The organism is Nostoc sp. (assembly GCF_036917575.1).
Taxonomy (GTDB): domain Bacteria; phylum Cyanobacteriota; class Cyanobacteriia; order Cyanobacteriales; family Nostocaceae; genus Nostoc.
This window is the reverse complement of the sequence record NZ_JBALDC010000017.1, coordinates 66,422-90,768: the sequence shown is the minus strand read 5'-3', so window position 1 is coordinate 90,768 and position 24,347 is coordinate 66,422. Positions and strand designations below refer to the sequence as shown.

The 24,347-nt window shown below is 41.8% G+C and carries 17 protein-coding genes and 3 pseudogenes; 9 read left to right on the top strand and 11 right to left on the bottom strand.

The features are described from left to right. Positions 1-10: 10 nt before the first annotated feature. Positions 11-1,078, bottom strand: coding sequence for a DMT family transporter (locus V7K79_RS03875; protein WP_335044878.1), 1,068 nt, complete (start codon positions 1,076-1,078; stop codon positions 11-13). A 768-nt stretch (positions 1,079-1,846) separates the two neighbouring features. Between V7K79_RS03875 and V7K79_RS03870 the strand changes: the two genes are divergently transcribed. Genes V7K79_RS03870 through V7K79_RS03860 form a run of 3 tightly spaced genes read left to right on the top strand, consistent with a single transcriptional unit; the run spans position 1,847 to position 5,314 of the window. Further along, positions 1,847-2,752 (top strand): amino acid ABC transporter substrate-binding protein, encoded by a 906-nt coding sequence (locus V7K79_RS03870; protein ID WP_335044876.1) that lies wholly within the window; start codon positions 1,847-1,849, stop codon positions 2,750-2,752. A gap of 42 nt (positions 2,753-2,794) precedes the next feature. After that, complete coding sequence (locus V7K79_RS03865) at positions 2,795-3,946, top strand: MGDG synthase family glycosyltransferase (RefSeq protein ID WP_335044874.1); 1,152 nt, start codon at positions 2,795-2,797, stop codon at positions 3,944-3,946. Positions 3,947-3,970: 24 nt separating this feature from the next. Then, positions 3,971-5,314, top strand: a complete 1,344-nt coding sequence (locus V7K79_RS03860; protein WP_335044872.1) for a cytochrome P450 — start codon at positions 3,971-3,973, stop codon at positions 5,312-5,314. 69 nt (positions 5,315-5,383) lie between these two features. Here V7K79_RS03860 and V7K79_RS03855 read toward each other — a convergent pair whose 3' ends face one another. From V7K79_RS03855 to V7K79_RS03835, 5 genes and pseudogenes are all read right to left on the bottom strand, one after another. Continuing rightward, the gene (locus V7K79_RS03855) at positions 5,384-6,127 is read right to left on the bottom strand and encodes a hypothetical protein (protein ID WP_335044871.1); all 744 of its coding nucleotides are present in this window, start codon (positions 6,125-6,127) and stop codon (positions 5,384-5,386) included. Positions 6,128-6,257: 130 nt separating this feature from the next. Continuing rightward, the gene (locus V7K79_RS03850; RefSeq protein ID WP_335044869.1) at positions 6,258-7,526 is read right to left on the bottom strand and encodes a bifunctional sterol desaturase/short chain dehydrogenase; all 1,269 of its coding nucleotides are present in this window, start codon (positions 7,524-7,526) and stop codon (positions 6,258-6,260) included. A gap of 384 nt (positions 7,527-7,910) precedes the next feature. Beyond that, a pseudogene (locus tag V7K79_RS03845) lies at positions 7,911-8,249 on the bottom strand (Uma2 family endonuclease); the annotation flags it as partial. Between the two features lie 529 nt (positions 8,250-8,778). Beyond that, entirely contained in the window at positions 8,779-10,119 is a 1,341-nt protein-coding gene (locus V7K79_RS03840; protein ID WP_335044867.1) for a M10 family metallopeptidase, read from the bottom strand. Positions 10,120-10,235: 116 nt separating this feature from the next. Beyond that, positions 10,236-11,678, bottom strand: a complete 1,443-nt coding sequence (locus V7K79_RS03835) for an MFS transporter (RefSeq protein WP_335044866.1) — start codon at positions 11,676-11,678, stop codon at positions 10,236-10,238. A 309-nt stretch (positions 11,679-11,987) separates the two neighbouring features. Between V7K79_RS03835 and V7K79_RS03830 the strand changes: the two genes are divergently transcribed. Further along, positions 11,988-12,509, top strand: coding sequence for a phosphoribosyltransferase (locus V7K79_RS03830; RefSeq protein ID WP_335044864.1), 522 nt, complete (start codon positions 11,988-11,990; stop codon positions 12,507-12,509). Between the two features lie 13 nt (positions 12,510-12,522). Here V7K79_RS03830 and topA read toward each other — a convergent pair whose 3' ends face one another. Beyond that, the gene (topA, locus tag V7K79_RS03825; RefSeq protein ID WP_335044955.1) at positions 12,523-14,691 is read right to left on the bottom strand and encodes a type I DNA topoisomerase; all 2,169 of its coding nucleotides are present in this window, start codon (positions 14,689-14,691) and stop codon (positions 12,523-12,525) included. 167 nt (positions 14,692-14,858) lie between these two features. Between topA and V7K79_RS03820 the strand changes: the two are divergent. The 4 genes and pseudogenes from V7K79_RS03820 to V7K79_RS03805 form a co-directional block, all read left to right on the top strand. Continuing rightward, positions 14,859-15,063, top strand: a pseudogene (locus V7K79_RS03820) (pentapeptide repeat-containing protein); the annotation flags it as partial. A gap of 234 nt (positions 15,064-15,297) precedes the next feature. Next, positions 15,298-16,323 (top strand): AAA family ATPase, encoded by a 1,026-nt coding sequence (locus V7K79_RS03815; protein WP_335044863.1) that lies wholly within the window; start codon positions 15,298-15,300, stop codon positions 16,321-16,323. Positions 16,324-16,368: 45 nt separating this feature from the next. Continuing rightward, on the top strand, positions 16,369-16,587 hold the full coding sequence (locus tag V7K79_RS03810; protein WP_335044861.1) for an AAA family ATPase: 219 nt from the start codon (positions 16,369-16,371) through the stop codon (positions 16,585-16,587). Next, entirely contained in the window at positions 16,580-17,242 is a 663-nt protein-coding gene (locus V7K79_RS03805; RefSeq protein ID WP_335044859.1) for an RloB family protein, read from the top strand. Before V7K79_RS03810 ends, V7K79_RS03805 begins: the two co-directional genes overlap by 8 nt. 369 nt (positions 17,243-17,611) lie before the next feature. On the opposite strand, the gene ftsH is transcribed toward V7K79_RS03805, so the two are convergent. Continuing rightward, positions 17,612-19,522, bottom strand: a complete 1,911-nt coding sequence (gene ftsH / locus V7K79_RS03800) for an ATP-dependent zinc metalloprotease FtsH (RefSeq protein ID WP_335044857.1) — start codon at positions 19,520-19,522, stop codon at positions 17,612-17,614. Between the two features lie 341 nt (positions 19,523-19,863). Here ftsH and V7K79_RS03795 point away from each other — a divergent pair, with 341 nt between their 5' ends. Next, positions 19,864-20,409 carry an NADPH-dependent FMN reductase gene (locus V7K79_RS03795; protein ID WP_335044855.1) on the top strand — a complete coding sequence of 182 codons (546 nt, stop codon included), beginning with the start codon at positions 19,864-19,866 and terminating at the stop codon, positions 20,407-20,409. An 870-nt stretch (positions 20,410-21,279) separates the two neighbouring features. On the opposite strand, the pseudogene V7K79_RS03790 reads toward V7K79_RS03795, so the two are convergent. The 3 genes and pseudogenes from V7K79_RS03790 to V7K79_RS03780 form a co-directional block, all read right to left on the bottom strand. Beyond that, a pseudogene (locus V7K79_RS03790) lies at positions 21,280-22,175 on the bottom strand (IS630 family transposase). Between the two features lie 277 nt (positions 22,176-22,452). Next, positions 22,453-23,568: a ferrochelatase gene (locus tag V7K79_RS03785; RefSeq protein WP_335044853.1), complete on the bottom strand. Its 1,116-nt coding sequence runs from the start codon at positions 23,566-23,568 to the stop codon at positions 22,453-22,455. A gap of 345 nt (positions 23,569-23,913) precedes the next feature. Beyond that, positions 23,914-24,105, bottom strand: a complete 192-nt coding sequence (locus V7K79_RS03780; protein ID WP_335044953.1) for a DUF3137 domain-containing protein — start codon at positions 24,103-24,105, stop codon at positions 23,914-23,916. Between the last annotated feature and the right edge of the window lie 242 nt (positions 24,106-24,347).

The following is a 24,347-nucleotide window of genomic DNA, read 5'->3' as shown; positions in this document are numbered from 1 at the left end:
TTTTAACAAGTTAGGGTAATATTTTTGGTTCAGATTCTTTAACTTCTAGGCTTATGGAGTTCAATTTTTTAGCAGATGTTTCTAAAACTGGTTGCTGTATATTAGCTATCTCGCCGACAGTAACTGTGTCCTTTTGTCCTGCTAAAGTATCACGTTGGTTAATCAGATAGATGCTGATTAAAGTGAGAAATACTCCTACCCACTGCAACGGACTGAGAACTTCAGAGAGTAAAAGATTGCCGAATAGTAGCGCAAAAACGGGTGTCAGGAAGGTGAGAGAACTAAGACTCGTAAGACTGCCACTAGAGGCGAAGTAGAAGAATAACCCATAAGCGATCGCACTGCCAAATACAGTAGCATAACCCAAAGCCATGAAATCAGATCCTCCCAAATTTTCCCACTGCTGGGATTCAACGACTGATGAAATTCCCCATAGTGGCAATCCGCCTAAAATCATGTGCCATCCCGTAGCGCTTACAGGGTCAGCATATCGGCAGACAAACCGAATCAAAACTGTTCCCACTGCCATTGATAGCGCTGCTAACAGCATTAACCACTCACCACTAGCAAACAAGTCTTGCCAGTTACCGATTGTCATATTTGCGCCTGAGTCGAAAAAATGTAAAATCCACTCATCAGGTAAGCCAATTAAACTAATGCCTATGACTCCCAAACCAAGCCCCAGCCATCCCCAAAAACCAATCTGTTCTTGGAATAGCCACAACGACAGCAAGGCAACAGCCAAGGGTTGCGAGTCAATCATCACAGACCCTAACCCTGCACTAGTTCTGCCTAATCCCTCTGCCAAAAAGCCTTGAAATAGCGTCCCATCTATTAAGGCAAATAAGGCAATCCACAGCCATGCAGCCCAACCCTTCGGCTGGGGTTTACCCATAAATGCTGCTGCAATCAGAATTAACATCCCTGCTGGTATCAGACGCACACCTGCCATGAATAGCGGTGTGGTATGGGGTATCACTCCTTTCATGGCTACCATTGCCGTCCCCCATAGGAAAAAGGGGGCGATTAACAACAAGGGAGCGAAGGGAAGTCGAGATGCACTGAGTTTCAGTTGCATGGTTTGCTGATGCCTTTGTTTAACAAGCGCAAAAATTACTTTACCTAATTTTACCGAATTATGTAGTTTTGTATAGGCATTACCTTTGGCGTGTGCTTTGCACGCGTAGCGTCTCAGAGACGGTGAAACTCTCCAGCCTAAGTCTAGTGCGGGCGATCCTTGTAACTCGAACTGAGGAATTCAGGACTTACGCACAGGTAACAGAAAATCAAACCACAGAGAACGCAGAGAAGCCAGTGCGCCCTTGCGGTTAAGAGACTTGTTCGCGCAGAGTCTTCCCTTCTCCCAAAGGGAGAGGCTAGCGCCAAGGGAGAAGCAACTGGTGCGACACAGAGGAATAAGAGTTAGAGAGGTTTTTTACGTAAGCCCTGTCACTTTTCAGACATCCTCTTCAAGTTGGCTGCAATTTTTCTTTCACCAGAGTGATGAAAGAAAACTAATGTAAAGAATAGTTACTGGATAATCTTACTATGTACTTGATAGTGATAACTTCTTGAGCTTGATATATATAACAGATTGTAACTTGGTGAAGCACTTGCTGTCTTGGCGGTTTCCGTCGATGGCAAAGTGCTGAACCCGTAAGGGTCTTCTCCTAAGGGGAGACGCTAAGAGCGAATGAGGGTTTCCCTTATGAGCGACTGCTGTTAGCGACGCAGGAGCGTCACCCGCAGAGAATATGTTATGCCCCGTCAGTCGTGTACTTCATTTATCTGAAATACGCTGTCAATCAGATTTGATTTTTGAAAAAATGACCTACTCTTAAAGCTTATGTACGAAAAAATTGCTATTCCTGTTTTAAGTCTTATGTTTGCAACGCTCATGTCTAATGTGGTAGCTGCTGAGACTGTAATGAAAAAAGTCGCTAGAACAGGAGTATTAACAGCTGGTACTAGTAGAGATGCGCTACCTTTTGCCTATGTGGATAGTCAAGGAAAGTTAAATGGTTATTCTATAGATATGCTGACTCTAATTAAAGAGCAATTAGAAAAAGACACAGGAAAAAAAATTAAACTGCAATTAGTTGGTCTTAGCCCTTCTGAGCGGATTCCTAAAATAGTTAATCACCAAGTTGATATTGTGTGTGATGCTAGTAGTTTTACATGGAAGCGAGATAAAAAAGTAGACTTTTCTATAAGCTATGGTGCGACTGCAACCCAATTATTAGTTAAGAAAGGAAGTAATCTAGGTTCTCCTGAATCACTTATTGGAAAGAGAATTGGGGTGCTGGCGGGAACCACAAACGAGCAGGCGATCGCTCGTGTACAACCCAAAGTTAAGCTAGTATATTTTAAAACTAGAGCAGAGGGATACACAGCTTTGCAACAAGATACTATTGATGCTTTCTCATCCGATAGCATTCTTTTAGAGGCATGGCTGGAACAGCAAAAAAATCCAGATACTTTTGCGATCGTACCCGATCGCCCCTATTCACGAGAAGGTATCGCTTGCATGGTGCCAGAAGATAACTCCAAATTCTTGGATACAGTCAATTATTCTCTGGTAAAGTTCATGCAAGGATTTATCAATGGGAATCAGCGATATGTCGCTATTTTTGACCGTTGGTTTGGCTCTCAAGGTGCTGTAGCACTCAATCGAGATTTACGTGATTTGGTAGTGGAAACTATGCAATTAGGCATAGAATTTCGTGAGGAAATTCCTAAAAGTGAACTGTGAAATAATAGGTTTTCCCAAAGTCATTTTTGAAGAGGCCACTGGATGACAAGAATAGATTTGATTTTTTATAGTGGTGGTGGTGGACACCGCAGCACAGCAAATGCTTTGTCCCAAGTCATCAAGAAGCAACAGCCGAACTGGCAACCTAAGCTAGTCAATATTGAAGAAATTGAAAATATAGAGCAAGCGGATATGTTCTATAAAATGACTGGTAAGAATGGAAATGATATCTACAACCTGGTACTAAAAAAAGGCTGGACATTCCTCATTCTGTTATTTCCATTACTTCGGACTTTGGCAAAGGCAAACATTCGTCAAAATTCTTCTGAGCTGATAGCTCTGCTTGAAAGTCACTGGCGGAAGAATCAGCCGGATTTAGTAGTATCCTGCATTCCATTTTATAACCGAGTACTCAGGGAAAGCTTACAAAAAGCAATACCCACAACACCCTTCGTCACTATTCTTACGGATTTTGCGGATTCTCCTCCTCATTTCTGGATAGAGCCACAGGAGCAATTCTTAATCTGTCCTACTGAACAGGCAGTCGAACAAGCGCGCGCGTTGGGGCATCAGGAAAAGCGAATCTTCCGCACATCAGGATTGGTGATTAATCCCCGATTCTACGATCCCATTACTGTTGATCGCCGAAGCGAAAGACAACGCTTGGATCTAGATCCAGATTTGCCCACTGGATTGGTTCTGTTTGGCGGTTATGGCTCTAAGGTTATACTCGAAATTGCCCAACGTCTCGAATGTTTTCAAGACAAGCTCCAACTCATTTTTCTTTGCGGGCAAAATGAAGAGTTAGCTTCAGCACTCCGTCAAAGTCAAGGTTTTCAGAAGCGGTTTGTCACTACCTTTACTGAAGACATTCCTTATTATATGCATCTTGCCGATTTTTTTATTGGTAAGCCAGGGCCTGGTAGCCTCAGCGAGGCTACGGCGATGAAGTTACCTGTGATTACAGAACGCAATTTCTTCACTATGAGTCAGGAAAGACTCTCTTGTGAATGGATTACGGATAAAGAACTCGGGATTGTAATTTCTAATTTTCACAATATTGAGCGGGCTGTCGAAAAGCTAATTCAACCAGAAAACTATTCTCACTACCGGGCTAATCTCAACACCCTTAATAACCAGGCTGTATTTGAAACAGTTGATATTTTGGAAAAAATTTTGAAAGCTCCTATTTAAGTGTGGAATCTACAGGTAAATACTATGCTTAGTCAATTACCGAATTGCATTACTAGCCCTTCGTGGTGGCAACTAATCGGATGGATTGCCGATCCGATTGGATTTCAGCAAAAGTATAGTCAAGAGTATGGAGACATCTTTTCCATGCAACTGGGTGGACTTGGTTATTATGTAATTCTTAGCCATCCCCAAGCCATTCAAGAAATTTTCAGTCAAGATTCTAAATTTGATATTGGTCGTGCTAATAAACTTGCAGAGCCTTTGATTGGGCGAAATTCTCTGATGTTAATGGATGGTGCCCGCCATCGACGAGAACGAAAATTATTAATGCCCCCCTTTCATGGAGAAAGGCTACAGACTTATGCTCAACAAATCTGCTTAGTTACCGAGCAAATCGCCAGTCAATGGCAAATCGGTCAACCTTTTGTGGCTCGTTCTGCCATGCAGAAAGTTAGTCTAGAAGTAATTTTACAAATTGTCTTTGGTTTAAGTGAAGGGGAACGCTATCAACTAATTTTACCTCTTCTTACTAGTTGGTTAGATATGACTGATTCTCCTTTGCGCTCCAGTATGCTATTTTTGCCATTCTTGCAACAAGATTGGGGAAAATGGACTCCTTGGGGGCAGATGAAAAGTAAACAAAGGTATGCTTATCAGTTACTTCAAGCAGAAATTGAAGAGAAAAGAACAAAGAACAATCAGAGCCAGGGTGATATTCTGAGCTTGATGATGGCAGCACGGGATGAAAATGGGCGAGCAATGACCGACGATGAATTAAAGGATGAATTGCTGGCAATTTTATTTGCTGGACATGAAACTACTGCAACAACGCTAGCATGGGCTTTTTATCAAATTCACCGAAATTCAGATGTTCTCTTAAAATTGCAGCAAGAACTCGACAGCCTGGAAGAAAATCCTAACCCAATGGAAATTGCCCAACTTCCTTACTTAAACGCAGTTTGCCAAGAAACCTTGCGGATGTATCCAGTCTTGCCAGTGCTTTTCCCACGCATTACCAAATCATCCATAAATATTGCCGGATACCAGTTTGCTCCTAATACAACTTTAATGCCAAGTATTTACCTTTTGCATCACCGGGAAGACTTGTATCCTAATCCTCAACAATTTAATCCCGAACGTTTTTTAAGACGCCAGTATTCTCCTTGGGAGTTCATTCCTTTTGGTGGCGGAAGTCGGCGCTGTTTAGGATATGCCCTTGCTTTGTTGGAAATCAAATTAGTCCTTGCAACAGTTTTATCTAATTATCAACTTACCTTAGTAGAAAATAAACCTATTAAACTGCAACGACGTGGATTTACCCTTGCTCCTAATGGTGGAGTTCGGATGATGGCGATTAAAAAACGATAAACTTACTTTGCAGGAGCGTAGCGATCGCTGTTGCTTTCGTGAAGTCCTACATACGACAAGGAACATCTTTCATCCGACGGAACTCGTATCGCACGATTCTGCCCCAAGCGTTACGGCACGATGGATCGATATCCAATCCCTGACGAAGCTTACGTGGTGGTTGTTCTGCCCTGTGTTGCAGGTCGCCAAGAGTAGGAGTCGGTTCCCCGCGATCCTTCCCACGCTGTCCATGATCTCATTCAGCGTTGTCCGGCTAAGGATCTTCACTTTCGCGACCTGCGGAGCGTAGAGGAAGATTGGCACATAGCCCTTGAATGTGCCAGTTAGTTGACGGTTAGCACCAATCTCCTCGAAGCATTTCGCAGACATCTTCCAATCAAGATATGAAAGTGTGCCGTCAGGAGTTCTCAAGATAAGGCACATACTGGTGTCTCGTTCAGGGTAATATCCAGACATGCCATCGATTTTAGACCATAACTCAGGGTCATTGCTGATCTGCCTTGAGAAAGACAGCAATTCGCCATCGCTCCACGGCTGAATAATGACATTGGGCGCGTGGCTCGTCCCGTAGCGCAGTCCATATACCGTCCAGGCTCCGTTGTGAACCCAAGGAAGAAAACCCTGGCGCAAATGCGATTCAATGGAGAAGTCCATCGAAAGCACGTAGGGAACCTCAAGCCTGTGCGGTGTCAACAGAATGTGATTCTCAATGTCAATGCTGTCATTAACGGTTTTCGATCCGTGCCCGTTAATCACAAGTGCTGAAGAGCAGAGCAATTGAATATTATCCTTCGTCGGCACGACAGCATCCATCTCATCCCTCAACAACGTGACCTTCGGGTTAGTAGTTAGAAATAAAAATTACTTAACTATAAGTAATTATAAGAGTAATTTAGATGCGTTTGCCCTGGAATTGCCCCTACCTGAAAATCATTCTTTTTGACTATTGCTTGCCTAAGTCCTGTTCGCTTTTTGCTGTGCGGCTGAAGAGTCGATAGTATAGCGATGTACTAGTTTCTTTTAAGGGAAACAGCAGATAAGTAAGAGGATTTATTGCCACAATAATATTTCGGAAGTCTCGTCGGGCGAAAAATAAGATCGCACGAGCAACTTGCTGTGCAGACATCACTCCAGAAGGATTAAGTTGACTCTTAAATGGGCCAAGAATTAACTTGCGAATTACACAATCTCCGTCTAAACGTTTAAGGGTAACAATATCTCCTAACGCTCTTTTGCTGAGTTCATAAAGCGGACTCAGTGCTGGAGAAACCTCAGCTTCAGAAGTGTTTACCCAGATTTCCTTGGTTGCTTTTGCTTGTGGGCCTGTTACAGTTGTCGAAAATATATCTATCAATCGCAATGCTGAAAAGGTATTCACTTCATAAGAGGAGTTGATAGCCTCCGGTGTGCGGCTGGCATAGACATTAACTCCGTGATTGATAATTAAAATATCTACTTTCTCTAAACTATCCTTCAGATTGGCTTCGTTGCCCAACTGCCAGCAAACCACCTTTACCCCAACTTGCTCTACTAATTTTTCTGGATTAGTGGTTAATGCCACGACTTTAGCATTATTCTTTACAAGTTCAGCCGCCAACGCTTGCCCTAACGCTCCTGATGCTCCGGTTAAAGCAATGGTTTTACCTTTAAGAGATAGTCCTGTACCAAGAATTTTATCCACTAGGGGAAAGACGCCACTGTAGTAAGCGTTAACATTATCAAAATGATGCCGCCAATGGTAAGACCGATTTACCCACCAAATGGATGGAATTGTCTCTAAAGGACCAGGTAGGTGGTTGTAATCTGTATCAATTTTTCCTTGAAAATATCGCACAGACGCGCCATACAAAAAGGTGCAAGCGTAAGCTACTCCCAGCCATAACCCCTTATGCTGGATAATTAAGGCAATGACTATCAATACCACCAGCAGTAAACTCGATTCTAAAATGTCGTGATAAAGCTGAGATTCTTGATAAACTTTCAGGGAAACTATCGATAAATCGCGGCGATAAGCCATGTGGTGCTTGTTGTGCCATTTAGCAAGCCAATTGACTTGGTGACACAAAGCATGGTAACTGTCTCTCAAGACTTCAGCAAGTAAAAGTGAGAAAAGTGCCCAACTAGCAAACTCTAAGCTGGCATTTAGCCAAACCCAATTAATTTGTAAGCTTGTTTCAATTCCTATCAAATTTTCAGCTAGCATTTTTATCATGTTTGTCTATACTCGTTTTTTTTTATCATTCTTCATGATCTGATAAAGGTGCGTTCAGGTCGAGTCTAAAGCAAATTAAAATCAAAGAAAATGGGGAATGGGGACAAGGGGGATAAGGAGGAATTATTGAACAAGTCTCTGCCTTGTCTCTTTTCCATGCTCAATGCCCAATGCCCAATTACGAATTAGTGATAATATCCCAGTTTACTTTCAGATATCCAGGTTCAATGTGGGTAAAGTGTTTGCTCAATTGCTGATGTGCTTTTGGTAGCGCGTGGAACGGAATTGATGCGTACAAATGATGCTCTGCATGAAATGGCATATTTCACATAAAAAATCGTATACACCAGAGTGTGAGCGTTGTGCGCGTATTGGTGAGCAGAAAGGAATGGATGCAGCTTGACTTACAGTAGATGCTTTTTTCCATAGAGGTTCATTTATTAAATTAGGCTGATTTAGTATAAGGACATCTGGTGAATAAGCTGATTCGTTTTCAAGTGGTTTGACAAATACTGTTTTTGGGATGAGATAGAGAAGATTTAAGCGGTCAAATTCTACACTCAGTTTTCTGATCAAAAATCCTCTAACCTCTTCATGGTCGCCTGTTGGTTGTGCCATCTCAACAATTACTCCATCATGGAGTTCATAACGTCTTTGTGTGTTGTCTGGGTACTGAGCAACAAATTCGTTGAATGTAACTAGTTTGCGTAAAGCTTGAGTCATGGCTTTATTCCTTTAAGCAAAACTGATATGAGCGTGAAAGAAGCAGGAGTTAGGGGAGCAGGGAAGAGAACAAAGACTTATTCTAAGCATATTGCAGTTCAAAGGCTTGTTCAGCCTTTGAACTCTGTTAACGAGTATTTGAACCGGATGAATCTACCTCTGAACTCCGTTAACCTAGCTTTTGTACGAAATATTTTACCTTTCTTCAATCTCAAGTGTCACACTACGGCTCTTTGATGTTTGGAGACTGTAATTGGTGCGATCGCAATTATAATAAAGTTAAGCAAGTTAAAAATTAACTTCTGCCTTGACGTTTCAGTGTTTCGCGCAGTCTGTAGCAACTTCTGTATTCCCTGTAAGAGCTTCTGCCTTGACGTTTCAGTGTTTTGCGCAGTCTGTAGCAGCTTCCGTAGTAACCAAGTATTAATATAAGAGGATAATTTAACTCCAAATTAAGACATAAATGTAGGTGAGCAATGCCCACCCTACTTTAGCTGTTTTCTATAACGTCTACCTGCAACTAACCCCTTTAGACAATGTTGATGTCAAGTATAGGGACAAAACCAGAGTTTTGCTGTATCGATGCAAATTGGGTTCCATCAAAGTACAAAGATCCTGTGTAGCTCTCGAAGAAGAATTTATTGTAATCACCTACCCCAATGCCGAACCCACTAGCAGAAACCTGAATCTTATCCACATCCCAGTAGGCGAAGTCTGTAATCGTATCAATCCCTTCGGATAGAGAGTTAAAAACAAAGGTATCAGCACCTGCACCACCAGTCAGGCTATCATTGGCAAAACCTCCAACTAGGATGTCCATGCCATCGTTTCCAGTCAGAACATTATTAGCACTGTTGCCGCTAATTGTGTCATTACCCGAACCGCCGTTAGCGTTTTCGATCAGCGATCTAACATCACCGTTGTATTGAAGCGCGTTAAACACCTGGGCACGGGCATAATGACCGCTACCAAGATCGGCGCGTTGGAAGTTGCCACCCACATCAAGGTCAGACCAACCGCCTGGTGTCAGGTCGATTGCTAGATTAGTGGTGTAATTAGAGAAATCGTAGCTATCAATCCCGTCACCATCCCAGATCGTGCGGAAGATACGGTTATCACCCGGTGTTCCTTGTCCGATACCATCGACGAACATCTCCCCGGTGGTGGTTGAGAAGGTGTAAGTCGTGTTGTCACAGTTGTAGCCAAACCATGCACCGTACATCTGCTGGATCGCTGCGATGTCGTACATCATTAGCGACTGTGCATATCCCCAGGTTTCGTTCGATACGCTGTTTGCCAGTGCCCCCACATACGAGCGGTAGGTCATGATTGAAAACTCCATCGAGTCGCGATCGGAGTTCATGGCGACATTGCTAACACCGTCAGTCTGATTACCGTGCTTCAGACCTAGTGTATGACCAAGCTCATGACCGAAGGTGTAGTAAGCATAGTTACCGACGACCGGGTTGTTGTAATGGGTTGTGTTAAACCAAGCGTCGCCTGCTTGGACAGTGTTTGCAGGGGGATAAGCGAAGGCTGTGTCTGCTGATATTATCCCAAGAACGTCTGACATTGCCAAGCGAATAGTTGCATCGCGATCGCTAGCACTAGTCAGTTCAAATGGACTGAGATTGGAGACATTGTAGTACTCTCCCCCTTGCCCTATCCATCTTAGCGCAACAGCTCGCTGGGTTGGGTTTAGCATTTGGAAGTTAACTGCATGAATCGCACGGTATCGATAATCAGACTCATAGTCATCGATGCTGTCAGTGAATCTAAAGCTTACTGAGGGAGATGCCCACTTCACCCCTTTGAGTAAACCATCAATGTTATTGTCGCCAGTTGCTGTTACGGTCGTTGTTTGTGCCATTTTCTAACTCTCAATCACTTCAAAAGTTTTTAGCAAAAGCTGATTGACTAACTTCTATCAATACTCATGTTGGATTGGGCACATTTCTGCAAGTGGAGAGAAATGACAACAAAACATTACTTCTCCTGCCGTTCTTTGAGTTTCAGCATAATTTCAGCGTGCATCTCACGGGTAATTGGGTAAAAATACGTTAAGATTAAACCGAAAATCAAACAAACTGTCGGTATGGGCCCAACAGCAACGCGAATAGCAAACAGTGCTGATTCTGGTTGAATAGGTAGTGGTCTTCCGGCTATAGATTCTTTAAAACCGGCTACTTGCAAAGCATTTCCCACCAAAAATAGCCCCAAAGCCAAACCAAATTTTTGCAGCAAAACCATGAACCCATAAAAAATGCCTTCTCTGCGTTGTCCAGTTTGGAGTTCATCTAATTCAATTACATCTGGAATCATCGACCAGGGAATTAGATAAGCTGTGGATACACCAATACCAGCCATGACAGCCATTACGTACATTAAAACTATTTGACCAGGTTGTAAGAAAAATAGTCCGGCAGCTGCTATAATCCACAAACTCATTCCCAAAAAATAAACAACTTTTTTTCCGATTTTTTTACTTAGCGCCCCCCAGACAAATAGCATCAATAAAGCAGTTCCTTGAACTGCAATCAGTACTGGAGGCACATCTGATTCTTTTATACCCATATAATTAACTACAAAATAGGGAATAATGCTGGCTGTAATTTGCACACCTAGCCAAGAAAAAAGATATATACCAATAACAAATAAAAAAGGTCGGTTGCTGAAGACAATTTTTAGCTGTTCAAAAAAGGGGAGAGATGCAGGTTCTTCAGTTTGGATGCGTTTGGCCTCAAAAGCCAAGATGCGATCGCGGACTCCAAAAACGCACCAATATAATCCTAAAATCGAAATTACAGTACAAATTGCTGCTAAAAAGAGATATCGTTGTTGGCGATCGGCAATCAATGAAAAAACAATTTGCGTTAAAATCAACGACACAATACTGCCACCAATGGAAAATGTAAAACGGTAGCTGTTAAGACTAGTGCGTTCGTCGTAATCTTGAGTTAGTTCTGGAGTCATCGCCGTATAAGGCAAATTCACAACCGTATAAAAGGACTGAGATACAATCCCAATCGCTACGTAATACCAGAACAGCGGCCAAATATTCTCACTCTGATTTGCACCAAATTGCGGTACAATCCACTGCAAGAAAAAGAAAACTCCAAAAGGGATTGCTCCATAAAACATCCAGGGAAGACGACGGCCCCAGCGACGAGATTTCGTTTTATCAGTCAGGAACCCGACAAGCGGATCGTTTATGCCATCCCAGATTTTGCCAATCATTAAAATAGTGCCAGCTAAACCCGCAGGGATACCAGCGACACTGGTAAAGAAAATCAGTAGATAAAAGACGGAGATATTTGCAGTAATTGCCGGGCCTAAATCTCCTGCACCGTAAGCCAGTTTTGTTTTTAAGTCGAGTTTTTCACTCTGAGGATCTCGTTGGGCATCGCCATCAGCAGCAGAATCGTTCATAATAACTTGCACTCATATTAAATTGAACGAAGAATCCAGAAGTCAGAATTCAGGAGTCAGAACAAGAAAGTGCGGGATTCAGACCCACCACTAATTGTAGACCGTTAAATTTTTAATTTAGTGGGGATGCAAAAACGCCGTTTATTCATTCGCCACTCGCACAGAATTCCCCAACTGAATTCTGGCTCCTGACTCCTGAATTCTGCTTTGATAAAAAGTTTGCATAGGCGTAACCCGCACTTGGGCAAGCTCAGTGACCATCGTAGACATCGCCTTCAATACTAGCTATCTATAACTCCCGTTAGACTTATGCCAGACCTTTATGTTTCTTGGTCAGATTATCACCAAAAAATTGAACAACTGGCTATTCAGATTTATGAATCCGGTTGGGAATTCAACCAGATTATCTGTCTTGCCAGAGGAGGACTACGAATTGGAGATATTCTTTCCCGTATATACCAGCAGCCACTGGCAATTTTAGCAGCCTCATCTTACAGTGGCACTGGCAAGCAAAAAAGAAATAATTTAATTTTCTCCCGCCACTTGACAATGACTGCCGAAAAGTTAGGTTCGCGCATTCTCCTAGTGGATGACTTAGTAGATTCTGGGATCACACTCCAACAGACTATACCTTGGCTTAAGCAAAATAATGATTCCCCAATTGAGGAAATTCGTACTGCTGTACTTTGGTATAAAGCTTGTTCGGTTATAGCACCTGATTATTATGTGGATTACTTGGCTGACAACCCCTGGATTCACCAACCCTTTGAACACTACGAGCAGATGAACATCGCAGAACTTGCGCGTAAGGTAAATAAAGTCAGGAATTAGAAGTGATGAGTTATTAATTCTTAACTCCTAACTCCCCAAACTTAGGACTCCACCACCCTTTTTGCGTACTGAAATAAGCCACATCTTTATGTTTGGTATCCTGACGCTGTTGCGAGTCAGAACATCGCAACAGTGTCTTACTCTGCCCCTCTTTGATATAACTGTACTCTTCCAGAGGTTTTTTACATACTGGGCAGGGATATGCCGTCATCTTTACAGGAGGCTTTTGTTGATTCTCAGCTTGGACTGCTTTAGTTTGTGGTGGCTGCCAAGTTTTGTTAAAATCGCTCCAAAATAGCACTACATCACAGCCTTTTGTGCATTTGAGGAAATATTTCTTTTTGACCTTACTACTCGGAATTTTGGCGAGAAAATTTTTGCACTCAGGGCATCGAGTCTTAGAAGTTTCATATTTGCGCTCGCTTATCACATTAGCTTTACCTGTTGGGGAACTCGCAACTACAGTTTTAGCTTTGGAAAGTGCTGGTACAAAGTAATTCTGATTCCAACTAGTTAAATAATGCTGCCAAGAATTCTTTCCTTCGGAAATTGCATCAAGGGCATCTTCCATTTTCGCTGTGAATTCCGCCTCTAGTAAATCAGGCAGTGCTTTGAGTAAAAACGCATCAACTTCTAACCCTAACGCTGTCGGTTGCAGATGGTCTTTTTTCAACTCGACATAATTGCGTTTTTTTAAAGTAGCGATAGTAGGAGCATAAGTACTTGGGCGACCAATTCCTTTACGTTCCATCAATTGCACCAATTTTGGTTCACTATAACGCGGTGGTGGCTGGGTCTGCTTCTTCTCATGTCCCGCATTCTCCAGTTTCAATGTTTGTCCCTGTTGTAATGAAGGTAAAATACTATCCTTGCTAAGATTGTTCCAGTACCGAGCATAACCGTAAAATTCAATTACTTGCCCTCTGGCTGACCACAGTAGAGAACCAGATTGAGTAATTACCAGAGTTTTACGCAATTGGGCAGCACGACACTGAGAAGCAATTGACCGTTTCCAGATCATCACATACAGATTAAACTCATCATCAGGAAGTTGAGAGCGCAATTGAACTGAGGGACGAAATACATCCGTGGGACGAATCGCTTCATGTGCTTCTTGAGCCGATTTGCTACTGCGATGCTTGGCGACTTGCGGCGGAACATTCTGCGGATCATTTTGCTCCAACCATTTACGGGCGCTGGCACAAAATTCTGGACTCAACATTACTGAGTCTGTTCGCATATATGTTATTAGCCCTGCTTCATAAAGCTTTTGGGCAACAACCATAGTTTTATCAGGAGCAAACCTCAACTTTGAACCAGCTGCTTGCTGAAGGCTGGAAGTTGTAAAGGGTGGTGGTGGCTGGCGGTTAACGATTTTTCCTTCAAAATGAATCACCTGATGAGGATGTCGCTGTGCTTCTTCAACTAAACGTGTAGCCTCTGCTTCAGAAAGAACACGTTTAGATTCTGGTGTTTCTGGACTATTACCTACCTTTGCATCATCATGAGTTTCAGCTTCTTGCTCTGCTGCATCTTTTGCAGAATCGACCGTACCTTTGTAAAAAGCCCGGAATCCTTCAGCATAATCTACCCAGACACTCCAGTAATCTTGGGGGACAAAAGTCAGAATTTCGTTTTCTCGCTGACAAATTAAGTGTAAAGTCGCGCTCTGGACTCTGCCAACACTCTTAGCGCCGTTATTCAATGCCCAAACTAAAGGACTACCTTTATAACCTACCAACTTATCTAGGCAATCTCGGCACAACCCAGCACCGATTAAGTTTTGGTCTAGCTTTCTAGGATTAGCGATCGCACTTTGCACCGCCGATGCTGTAATCTCAGTATAAATTACTCGTTTCGGTTCCCTTAAACCCAGCGTTTCTTTGAGATGCCAAGCGATTGTCTCACCTTCCCGGTCTGGGTCAGTTGCTAAGACAACTTCATCAACCTGCCTCACCGCAGACTTGAGCTTTTGAATTGTTTCTTTCGCTCGTTGGTCACGCGGGACGTAATTGCACCGGACATTACCGCCGTCCATGACGAAGCCCAAAGAATCGTCCCCTTCATTGCTGAGTTCTCGGATATGACCACAACTGGCTAGAACTTTCCAATCCGAACCCAGAATTTGACTGAGTTTTTTAACTTTTCCGGGAGACTCGACCACAAGCAGGCGTTTGATCATAGCAACTGCATTCTTGATTCTGAGCAATAAACTGGCAATTGCTTTTGAGCGATGGCACAGCCAACGCCAAAGGCGAACGCCCATTCTCGTGATATGGATTTTCTAGAATACTGTACCAAAAAGCTTGGGAAATTGCTCAATTCAGTTTAGAGGTAAATGATGCTTGATTGTGCGATCGCTGTTGCAACTGGCTTAACAACCTAGTTAAATTAAGATTTAAGGACATCCGCCTGTGAGACGAACACTTACCAGGTATCATCTCTGCAATTGCTTGGTATCTAATGAAGTTTAGGTTTAAGTTACATTACGTTGCTTTTGTGGACAATTTTTCGCACAATTCCGGTATTGAACTTGCTAATTTATCTTAAGTAATTTTATTGTACATAAACATTTGCTTCACTTATAAGTATCTAACATCAGTTTTTGCAACAAAACCGCCAATCGTCCGGTGTGAGCGTTTATTATGCTGCATACCTTAATAACAGTACATTTGTACATGATAAAAACAATCTTTTAATTTAGCATCTTCAACCAATTATTGCTACTCTTAAGGCAGTAAATTACTATTTATTCACAGATTTCTGTCTGAAGCCTAAACTTCATGCTATGCTTATTGAATTTAGTATCGGTAACTACAGATCGTTTAAAGAGCAAGTCACCTTTAGTATGGTGGCAGCTGACCTTGTCGCAAAAGACAAAAAGCTCGACGAAAACAACGTTTTTGAAATAGATGATGATTTAAAACTACTTAAAAGCGGCGCAATATACGGTGCAAATGCTAGTGGTAAAAGTAACCTAGCTACAGCTTTAGGTTTCATGAGATGGTTTATGATTAATTCTTCTAAAGAGACTCAAAGTACGGAAAAAATAGATGTTGAGCGATTTAAACTCAGCACTGAAACCGAAGCTAAACCATCTTTTTTTGAAATAGTATTTTTAATGAATGGCAAGAGATATAGATATGGATTCGAGGCAACTCGTGACAAAGTTATCTCTGAATGGTTATTTTATGTCCCTAAGTCAAAAGAAACTAAACTTTTTGAGCGCAAACTGAACAAAATTAGTGTTTCTAAAACATATAAAGCTGATGGTATTCAGCAGAAAACAAGGCATAATGCTCTCTTTTTGTCTGTATCTGCTCAATTTAATGTCCAGATTGCAGAGAAAATCTTGGATTGGCTGGCAAACAGAGTCAAACTTGTCTCTGGTTTAGATGATAGTGGCTATAAAGGATACACAATTAGTTGTTTAACGAATAATAAAAATAAAAATGAAATTTTTCAGTTGCTCAAAAAATTAGATTTAGGATTTGGCGATGTCAAGGTAGAGGAAAGTGAAATTACTGCTGATTCTTTTCCTAAAGAATTGCCTGATGAAATAAAAAAATACATTATAAAAAATGGAATGACAAAAGTAACATCAGTTCAAACTATGCACCAAAAATTTAATATCGAAGGAAATCCTGTATCTACAGAGATATTTGATTTAGACAATCAAGAATCTGAAGGAACTCAAAAAGTCTTTGCTTTGGCAGGGCCTCTTATTGATACACTAAAAAACGGTAAAGTTCTAATTATTGATGAATTCGATGCTAGAATTCATCCTTTGCTCAGTCGTGCAATTGTGGAATGATTTAATTCTAACGAAACGAATCCAAATAATGCTCAGTTAATATTTATGACTCACGATACCAATTTGCTTAACAATAAGCTTTTTCGTAGAGATCAAATTTGGTTTACTGAAAAGAATAGGTATGGTGCAACAGATTTGTACTCTTTAGCAGAATACAATATAAGTAACGATGCTTCATTTGAGAGTGATTATATTCAAGGTAGATATGGCGCAATTCCGTACATCGGCAATTTGAATCATCTAATTGACTCTCATCATGTCTAAAAGAAAGGCAAACTCTCGTGGATATTCACCGAGAAAAGTTAATACTAGGGAAGTCAAGCAGAGATTCTTAATCGTATGTGAAGGAGCGAAAACTGAACCTAACTACTTTAGGAGTTTTCGTGTTCCTAAAAATGTTGCTGAAATAGACGTACAGAGTTTAGGAGAAAATCCCAGCAAACTAGTTCAAAGCGCCAAGGAACTGAATAAGCAAGAAGACTATGATCAAGTTTGGTGTGTATTTGATCGTGATTCTTGGACTACAGAAGATTTTAATAACGCTATTAAAAATGCTGAAGATCAGGGGTTTAAAGTAGCTTACTCTAATGAATCATTTGAATTATGGTATGTTTTACATTTTGAATTTCTCAATACTGGTATTCCTCGAAGTGATTATCTGAAGAAGTTAACTTCTTTATTTGGTAGGACATACCAGAAGAATAGCGAAACGATTTATGATGAGCTATTTGAGAAGCAATCTATTGCTATTAGAAATGCTGAAAATCTTCTTAAACAATATAATCCTCACATTCCAGCCAAAGACAATCCATGTACAACGGTGTATAAATTAGTGAAGGCACTCAACGAATTTATTCCGAAAATAGAATCAGTCTGTACAGTAAGTGGTAAACAGCCGTTGCTGGTAGAAGATTATTAATAATACATTCAATGCGCTACTCGATGGATTGCAGCATTGATATACGCTACTTTTTCGCTTTGGATTTGTTATTACTATCCAATTCTACTCAAACTTTGCGATGTCTACGACGGGCTACGCCTACGCACTACGAAGTGATGTCAAGCGACTCTGTATAAGTTAAGCTTGGGTAAGTATTTACGAACGGTTAATCTTAAATTGAAGGGTAAAAAAACCCGGCTTCTCTATCAAAACCAGGCTTTTAAGTAATGGAGTATTAGCTTTTGCCTATTCGCTAATAGCCATCTAGTTAAATTAAATATGCGTCATCCAGAACCCTTGTAGAGACATAGCACTGCTACGTCTCTACATTATTTACCACTCATATTTTTAATGAGATACAGCCAATTGTTCATCGGCTACCTGAACATAATCCTCAACAATTTTGCGGAATACATCACCTTCAATTGTTTCCTGTTCTACCAGCAAATCTACTAAACGCTCCAAAACTACACGGTTTTCTTCCAACAGTTCTTTGGACTTAATATAGGAATTGCTAACAATTTGGCGCACTTGTGAATCAATTTTGGCAGCAATTTCCTCGGAATAGTCTGATTTATTCATCCAGTCGCGCCCTAAAAATACCTCTCCACTCTGATTCTCCAAGGACAATGGGCCTAATTCTGACATCCCAAAGCGTGTCACCATTTGCCGCGCCATCCCTGTCACGTGTTGCAAGTCATTGCTTGCACCTGTGGTCACTTCTAGCTTACCAAAAACGATTTCCTCGGCGGCGCGACCACCCAAAGTAGCAGTAATCCTCGATTTAAGTTGGGAACGCGAAATTAATCCCTGTTCTTCGTTGGGAGTAAACCAAGTTAATCCGAGCGCTTGTCCCCGTGGAATTAATGTAACTTTCTGTACGGGATCGTGGTCTTTGAGCAATGTGCCTACTAAAGCGTGTCCAACTTCATGATAGGCAATCAAGCGCTTGCTCTTGCTGTCTACTAAGGCGGTACCTTCCATACCTGCAACAACTCGGTCTACAGCAGCATCAATTTCTAAAAGAGTAACTGCTTCTTTGCGTCTTCTGGCGGTGAGAATGGCGGCTTCGTTGAGTAAGTTAGCTAAGTCTGCACCAGTAAAACCAGGGGTGCGACGAGCGATCGCTTCTAATGATACGCTAGGATCGATTTTCTTATTGCGGGCGTGGACTTTCAAAATTTCCAGTCGTCCTTTAAGATCGGGTGGATCGACCATCACTTGTCTGTCAAATCGTCCCGGTCTGAGTAATGCTGTATCTAAAACATCTGGGCGGTTAGTGGCTGCAATAATAATGATCCCTGTGTTACCTTCAAAACCATCCATTTCGGTGAGCAGTTGGTTGAGGGTTTGTTCGCGCTCGTCGTTACCACCACCGATCCCAGCACCCCGTTGTCTACCTACTGCGTCAATTTCATCGATAAATATTAGACAAGGGGCATTCTCTTTGGCTTTCTTGAAGAGGTCGCGCACGCGAGATGCACCCACGCCTACGAACATTTCCACAAATTCCGAACCGGAAATACTAAAGAATGGTACACCAGCTTCACCTGCGATCGCTTTTGCTAGTAAAGTTTTACCAGTACCAGGGGGGCCAATCAATAGCACACCTTTGGGAATCCGTGCGCCTACAGCAGTAAATCTTTCCGGCTGTTTCAAGAAAGTCACAACTTCTTCAAGTTCTTCTTTAGCTTCTTCAACCCCGGCGACATCTTCAAATTTCACTCCAGTTTTTGCCTCCATTTGGAAGCGAGCTTTGGATTTGCCGAAATTCATCGCTTGGCTAGAAGCATTAGTAGAGCGCCGGAGGAACAATAGCATTAAAGCCCCCAATGGCAAAATCCACATCAAATTGAGCAACAGCCCAACAGCCGCTCGACTGTTAGCAGAGGAAACTTCGCCAAAATCAACATCCTTGTCTTTGAGAATGTTGATTAACTCTGTGTTTTGCGCCAAAAGTCTCACCTGTTGCGGTGGTGTATTATCTTTTTGCCCCTTGAGATAAACCTTTGCTAGCTGTTCGGTTTCGTCAAGCTCTACTTTCTGGACTTCTCCCGCCTTCACTTTCTCGATCAAGTCACCATAGTTTAGGGAGGTGGTTTCTGCTTTTTGTGCCATCACAGGAGTACTTCCAAAAATTCCTGGCAGCATAATCAGACTAGCAGCGATGCCTACGGCGGGCTGCGTCAACGCACCAAACCAAGCAACGCGCTTTGAAGACTGCCTTTTTATCAATGCTTTTTTTCCCAAATTTGTCATAATAATTACCCTTTGTCTGCTGGCACAAGTTAAGCGCTGGTTTTATGCCTATTCTTCTATCAAAAATTGTAATAACTGGAAATTACACTTTTCTTATCTAGTCTAACTTGCACACAAGCGACTGGGGACTGGGAATGAGGAGCAGGGGAGAAGAAGTTGCAGTAAGTTTTCCCCTCTACCTTTCCAATTCTCTGCCTCTTATACCCAATTCCCAATCCCCAATCCCCTTGATCTCAATTTGACACATTCCAGTATAAATCGCTAATATAAACATAGTCATAACGATTCCGCTTTTTAAGAAATCTGATAATAGTAGCTAGTTAGTAGTTTGTGGATTAATTATGGTGAAAATTATTGGCATCGGTGGTAGTTTAAGGCCCAATTCTTATACCCAGGTTGCTTTAGAAGTCGCAGCACAAAGGGTTGAAGCTGTAGGCGCAGAAGTAGAAATTCTCGATTTACGGCAGTTGCACTTACCATTTTGTACTGGCGCAAAGGAGTATCCAGAGTATCCAGATGTTCAGCGGTTGCAAGATACAGTTAGTCAGGCTGATGGGTTAATTTTAGCGACACCTGAGTATCATGGTGGCGTTAGTGGTGTCCTGAAAAATGCTTTGGATTTGATGAGCTTTGAGCAACTGTCTGATAAAGTGACAGGATTAATTAGTGTCTTGGGTGGTCAGTCTAATAGCAACGCTTTAAATGACCTACGGCTAATTGTACGATGGGTACACGGTTGGGTGATTCCCGAACAAATTGCGATCGGGCAAGCTTGGGGTGCTTTCAGTCCTGAAGGCAAGCTAGTAGATGAGAAACTCTCTCAAAGATTCGATCAATTTGCTCAGAGCTTAGTTGACAACACTCGCAAGCTAAGGGGCGTAAATTAGTTGTAGGGTGGGCAAAGCTTTGCCTACCCTGGACTCAATAATGGTAATGGTGAGTGAATTAAAGCTAGCAGCATCACGGAAATAACTATCTATTTGAAAAAGGTTAAAAAGCTTATACAATGTCCCCTTAAATCAATACCTTTGCCAAAATAAGAGGTTAAAAAAATTTTGGCAAAAAAGGCAAAATGACCCATATATAAGCGTTGAGCTTACAAGTTAGGTTGGATGCTCAAACCCTTTATAGTGCGGCAATACACTAAAAAAAGCGTTGCGAGAATCCTAGATGGAATTTTTAGCACTTATTGTTTTTGCCAAACCCTAGAGAAAAGAACGTTTATACATCAACTTACCCTCGTAAATTGGCAAAGGTATTGCTTAAATATAAGTCAATTGCGAGGGTAGGGACAGCGTAGCATGGTAATCTCAAACCGCAAGCGAATTGCGTCTCAAAGAGATGCAATTCGCGTTCACTCTACTCTGTCGCATACCCTACGGGAAGGCTTACGCCAACGTACTAACATATCATAAGGAATTAATCGAACTTGATGTCATCAGATACTGTAGAGAAAAGTACCCCGTCCCAATCTTCCCCTTGATAAAGAAAGTCACTTGCGTGGGCGAAGTTCCCCTGTTGAGCAAAGTGGCGTGAGGATTGAGTTGGGGTGAATGAGGACTTTCGCGTGAGGTTAAGTATTGCTCTTTAAAAACTTCTAGCCAAATATTTTGCAAAGCTTGTTGCTCTCATCAATAAAAAGTTAAAATTGCATCTCAGTTTTCAATATGTAATGTTACTTAAAAATTCTGCTCCTGCTATGGTAAAGAGCTTGCAATTTCAGTGAATATGCGATGTTATAGCAACCGCTAGGTTGGTTAGGACACTAAACTCAGAACATACTCCATCGCCGCTCGCAAGGTAGGGAAGTTCTTCAGTTGTTTGCGGATACGACTTTTTAGCCAAGACCAGCACCGCTCAATTTTATTTAGATCAGGAGAGTAAGGTGGCAAGTACCAGACCTCGCAACCAGCAGCCTGCACCAATTGGTCAATGCGTCCACCTTTGTGAAAGGTGGCGTTGTCAATCACCAACTTCTGCCCTGGTTTTAATGCCGGAATCAGGCATACTTCCAACCACGTCTCAAAGACTTGGCGCTTTCTTGCTCCCTCAATCGTGAATGGTGCTAGTAACTGCTGGGCACACAACGCCGCAATCATATTAACTCGCCCCGTTCTCCGACCTGACTTGAAATCATAGAAGCGGTTTCCTTGGAGGCTGTAGCCGTAACCATAGTCGTCGCGCTCATCCATGCCAGCCTCATCGGCATACACAATCAACTCAGGCTTAATAGTGGCTAGCTGTTGGAGAAACTCCCGCCGTTTGTCCTCATTCCGTTCGCTGTACCCATAGGTCTTTTTTTTCGCGTAAATCCGATTTTCTTCAGCCCTCGTGAGATGGTGCGTTAGCGAAGCTCGCCGCAGGCATCGCTAATATCACCCTCCCACAGTTGGGCCATCTCCACCTGAGTTTTGTCTCCGTAAGTTTCTACGAATGCTCGAAACTTCTCCCAGTCAGTGATTTTGTGCCCATTGCCCCGATGCTTTCTGACTTTGGCATTAAAGTCACCCGTTTCCCTCCGACGCTGAAACCATGTATTGATGGTATTACGACTGATGTTGAAGAATTCACTGGCTCAAGAGCGCTTCATCCCATTGAGTTCAATCGCCTCTATCACTTTTCGTCGTAGGTCATAACTGTAAGGGTTTGCCATAGGAATGCAGAAATCAATCACTTCTCTATATATCCTACGTCCTAACTCAGATGGCGACTGCTATAATATCGTAATTTTGCTTAGAAAATAAATTAAAAAAATAATTGTAAATTAGTACAGTGCGGCATAGAGAAATTCAAGCTTAAGTAACAGGCATAGAGAAAGCTTAGTTTCAATCAAAAAACTCCACGCTTGAAAGCGTAGGAGTGTTAATTGAGTAAACTATAAAATTTAGGGTAGGCAAAGCTATGCCCACCCTCCTAAACTCAAACTTTACTTAATGGTGGTGATGGTGGTGATGGTGATCCCCAGCTAGTTGGGAATTAACTGCCAAACTTTGTGACAACAGCTCTGCAATATGAGCATCAGCCCATTGGCCCGCCATAGCCAAAAATTCTGGATGGTCGTTGACGCAAGCCATTTGCACGTAGTTCGTACCAGGATGCTGTTTTTCCAAAGCATGGATGATATGGTGTACATCCAATAAAGTTTCGTGGTTTTCTGTGGCAAAGCCAATTGGCATAAAAATTACCACTTTTGCACCCAGTTGAATCAAGTTATTCGCAGCTTGTTCAGCGTTCGGCTGTGTCCAATCAATTAAGGGTGTATCATGATTGAGCCAACCTACGGAGATTAAGGGATAGCGGTTAATCAACTTATCCCGAACTAAATCGTACATTGCTTCACTTTCGGCAATCCCAGAAGTAAATCCTTTGGCTTTATGGGGACAGCCGTGATTCATTAATACAATACCGATTTGAGAAGGTAGATAAGCTGCGGCTAACTCAGCAATTTTCTCCTCAACTAAATGAGCCATCAAATCGATATAAGCTGGTTCGTTGAAGAAAGAAGGAATGTAGCGCTGTGCTTTAACCCAGTGTTCTCCACCATCAGTTAACTCAACTAGAGCGTTGTTAACTTGCTCGATCGCAATACCACTAGTAAAGATAGAATCAACAACCAGCAGTGGGTAAATTAGCAGCTTCTCAAAGCCTTGGTTTTTGATTTCTGCCAAGACTTGATTGGGTAGAAAAGGGGCACAGAAGTTGAAAGCCTTGAAAACTTGAACCTTATCGCCCCATTTTTCTTGTAAATTCTTCTCAATCCCAGCCCGTTGCTGTTCAAAAATGGCGTTGTGTGGGGAGATAAAATCGTGGTGTGTGTGTCCCCACTCATGGCGGTCAAATAGCGCCAAAAGTTTTGCCAGAGGCGGATAAATCCAGGTTGGTACTGGTGCGAACTTTGCTGTCAGTAGATTTAAAGCCTGTTCGTTATAGTTGGCGAAATCTTCGTAGCTTTCTACTTCGCCGTAGCCCATAAGCAATACGGCTACACGGTCTTTACCTGATAGATGCTCGTGGGTGTGTTGTACTTTTTCCGGCGTGGCAACCACAATTAGTTCCTCAATATAACCAGAGTGCAGAGAAATATAAAGTCAGGGAATAGTTTGTACATTTCCCCACTAGTAACTTATTATCCCATCCTGGGGGATAGGATAGGTGTGAAAATCAAGATAATACATCAAAAGACATACAAAACTTACGTAGGGCATTGGGCATTGGGCATTGAGCATTGAACCAATGCGGCATCTGCTATTTTGCTGGAATAGCGAAAGTGCTTAAGATGCCAAAAAGCCGCGTTTTCAGTAAAATTAATTTGGTGCAGCTTTTTGCTAAATGCGTCTATCAAGATTTAAGTCTTCAACGATTACCAACATCAAGTTGAAAGTCTCAAAATATTATTTTAAAGGCGCAAAGCTTAACACACTTTTATATAGATTAGGGTCAAATATATTATTTTCTATTGCTTCTTCAATGGCTATGTATATCATGTTATTAACAAAGCAAATATAAATATTTCTGTTAGTTTTCTTGCAAAAATTAACTATTTTGTCCATTAAACTAGTAGATAAGACATAACGTTTTTCTATTTGGTCATCACCATAAACAGTGAAAAACTTAGTAAATTCTGGCTCTTCTAATTTAATTTCCTATTTTTTAGTAAGATTAATAGTATGAATGTTAGCGTTAATAAATTTTGAACGATTGTAACAGGTTGCAGATTTTTGTTTAAATTAGCTTTAAAAAACTGCCGATCTAACGTTTACCTTGGGTGTGTAGATATGTTGAGTTTGTAGCGTACAGCATTCACGGATTCTACAGGCACTAAATA